Genomic DNA, 2,854 nt, shown 5'->3' with positions numbered 1-2,854 from the left:
TCTCCAAGGTTACTGTCTAAAAATTTTATAAAAACTTCTTTAGCAAATGGATGTGCTTGTGTGCACATTGAACCCAATATCCTTCCTGATTCGTATTTGTAATCTTGGTTTTGGTATTCTTGTAGTTCTTTTAGGATTTCTGATTTTGCTATTGGTTTTGTATTCATATAAATTCCCTTATTTTTAATTTTATTATTAATTATTAATTTTTATGGAAATATGATTAAAAAAAAAAAGTTTTAAAATAGAATAAAAATTTAATTTAATGTTTATTATTGTTTAAAAGAATATTAAAAAAAGAGAGGATTATAAAAAAAAGATGAAAATGTATTTTTCTTTTTTTGATAATCCAATGTTTTTTTTATTGTTGTTTTCTTGCAGCATCAAGTATTAATTTTTGTTCTGCACGTGCTACTGTTTTACGCACTTCTAATATTGCATCAGAGTTTGCAGATACACTTGTAATACCCATTCCAACAAGTTTTTCAACAATGTGAGGTACACTTCCTGCTTGACCACAGATACTGCAGGTTACACCATTTTCAACACATGTTCTGATTGTGCGTTCTACTAATGCCATTACTGCTGGGTGTTCTTCACTATAATTTTTAGCAACAAATTCATTGTTACGGTCTACTGCAAGTGTATATTGGGTTAAATCGTTAGTTCCTAAACTCACGAAGTCTAAGCCAACATCAATGAAGTCTTGTATGAGGATTGCTGCTGCTGGTATTTCTACCATCATTCCGAATTCAATGTCTTTGTGTGGGGTTAATCCTACTTCTTCACAGATTTTCTTTGCTTTTCTAAGTTCATCAGGATGTTGTGCTAATGGAATCATTACTCCAATATTTGTGTATCCTTGATCATGTAACTTTTTAATTGCCTTAAATTCTGCACGAAGTATACCGTCTTGGTCAAGTTCTCTTCTGATTCCTCTCCAACCGAGCATTGGGTTTGGTTCATCAGGTTCGTTTTCTCCACCATCAAGTGTTTTAAATTCATCAGTTGGGGAATCTAATGTACGGTACCATACTGGTTTTGGATAGAATACATCCACTACTTTGAGAATGTTTTCAACTAATATGTTTACTAGTTCATCTTCTCTGTCTTCTTCTAAGAATTTTACAGGGTGAACTCCAGCAGCTAACATCATGTGTTCAGTACGAAGTAATCCTACTCCATCTGCTCCAGTTGCAAATGCTCTTGGTGCAGCTTCAGGCATACTTACATTAGCTTTTACTTGTGTTACGGTTATTATTGGAGCTTCTTGTGCAACACTTACTGGTGTTTCTGTTTTTTCTTCGGCTTGTTTTTGGATTCCCTCATAGATGAATCCTTTTTTACCATCTACAGTAACATCAATGTTTTCTTTAATTGCACTAGTTCCGTCTCCAGTTCCCACTACACATGGTATTCCAAGTTCACGGGAGATGATTGCAGCGTGACAAGTTACTCCTCCTTCATCAGTTACGATTGCATTAGCTCTTTTCATTGCTGGAACCATATCTGGTGTGGTCATTGTTGTAACCATTATGTCTCCGTCTTCGATTTTGTCGAGTTCTTGGATTTTTTTAATTATTTTAACTGTTCCAGAACCGGTACCTGGACTTGCACCTAATCCTTTTTTAATTACTTTCATGTCTTCAACTTCACTAGTTTCAACTTTTGGAGTGTCATCTCCAAGTGTAGTGATTGGTCTGGATTGTAACATGAATAAATTACCATTTTCCATTGCCCATTCAGTATCTTGTGGTTTTCCGTAATGTGCTTGTATACGTTTTCCCATTTCAACTAAATTAAGTAATTCATCATCTGGTAAAACTCTTAGGTTTTGTTTGTCTTTTGGTACAGTGGTTTCTTTACTGGTTCCTTCATCATCTTTTGTGAACATGTATCTTTTTTCACTAACTTTAACTGATAAGATTTTATCATTATCTTTATCTACAGTGTAAGTATCAGGTGTTACTGTTCCAGAAACTACTGCTTCCCCTAATCCCCAGGATCCTTCTATTAATGCAATATTTTCCCCTGTTGATGGGTTTACAGTGAACATTACTCCTGCTTTTTCAGAGTTAACCATTTGTTGAACTACAACTGCAATTAATACTCTGGAGTGGTCGAAGTCGTTTTCTTCACGATAAAAGATTGCTCTTGCTTCAAATAAGCTTGCCCAACATTTACGAACATATTCAATTACTTGTTCTGTTCCTTTAACATGAAGGAAAGTATCTTGTTGTCCTGCAAATGATGCATCAGGTAAATCTTCTGCTGTTGCAGATGATCTTATTGCTACATCTGCATCATCAACACCTACTCTTTGTGATAAGGCATTGTATGCTTCTATTATAAGAGTGGTTATGTCTTCTGGTATTGGAGTGTCAATGATTATTTGTTTTATTTCTTCTGCAGCTTCTTGAAGTTCTTTAGTTTTGTTAATATCGATTGTGTCAAGTATATCCATTACAGATTGGAATATTCCAGTAGATTCCATGAATTTTTGGTAAGTTTCTGCTGTTATTACAAATCCGGGTGGTACAGGGATGCCTGCTTGAGTTAATTCTCCAAGATTTGCTCCTTTGCCCCCAGCTATTCCAATGTCGTCTTTGCTAATATTTTCAAATCTTTCAACATACATTTTTTCAAATTTCCTCTAATATTTTTTTCACAATATTTTTTTAAAAATATAATATAAATTTTCCATAAAAATTTTTTTAAATAGAATTTAATGATTAATCCATTATTTTTTTTTAGGTTTTATTGAATTTTATTTTATTTTTGAGGGTTAATTTTTTCTGGAATTAACTTTTAAATCTTTTTTTTATTAATCAAATATTAACATTAATTATTTTTT

At 33.0% G+C, this 2,854-nt stretch carries 1 protein-coding gene and 1 pseudogene; both read right to left on the bottom strand.

Going from position 1 to position 2,854, the window contains the following annotated elements:
• Window positions 1-167, bottom strand: a pseudogene (locus tag BP769_RS02360) (tyrosine decarboxylase MfnA); the annotation flags it as partial.
• A gap of 194 nt (window positions 168-361) precedes the next feature.
• A complete protein-coding gene (ppsA, locus tag BP769_RS02355; RefSeq protein ID WP_413861957.1) occupies window positions 362-2,638 on the bottom strand; it encodes a phosphoenolpyruvate synthase in 2,277 nt (758 codons plus the stop codon).
• Window positions 2,639-2,854 lie beyond the last annotated feature (216 nt).

The organism is Methanobrevibacter sp. UBA417 (assembly GCF_002508845.1).
Taxonomy (GTDB): domain Archaea; phylum Methanobacteriota; class Methanobacteria; order Methanobacteriales; family Methanobacteriaceae; genus Methanobrevibacter_A; species Methanobrevibacter_A acididurans.
This window is presented reverse-complemented; position numbering and strand designations above follow the sequence as displayed.

Coding starts and splice junctions, on each gene's coding strand:
- ppsA (WP_413861957.1), bottom strand. CDS start 2,638: ATGTATGTTGAAAGATTTGAAAATATTAGCAAAGACGACATTGGAATA.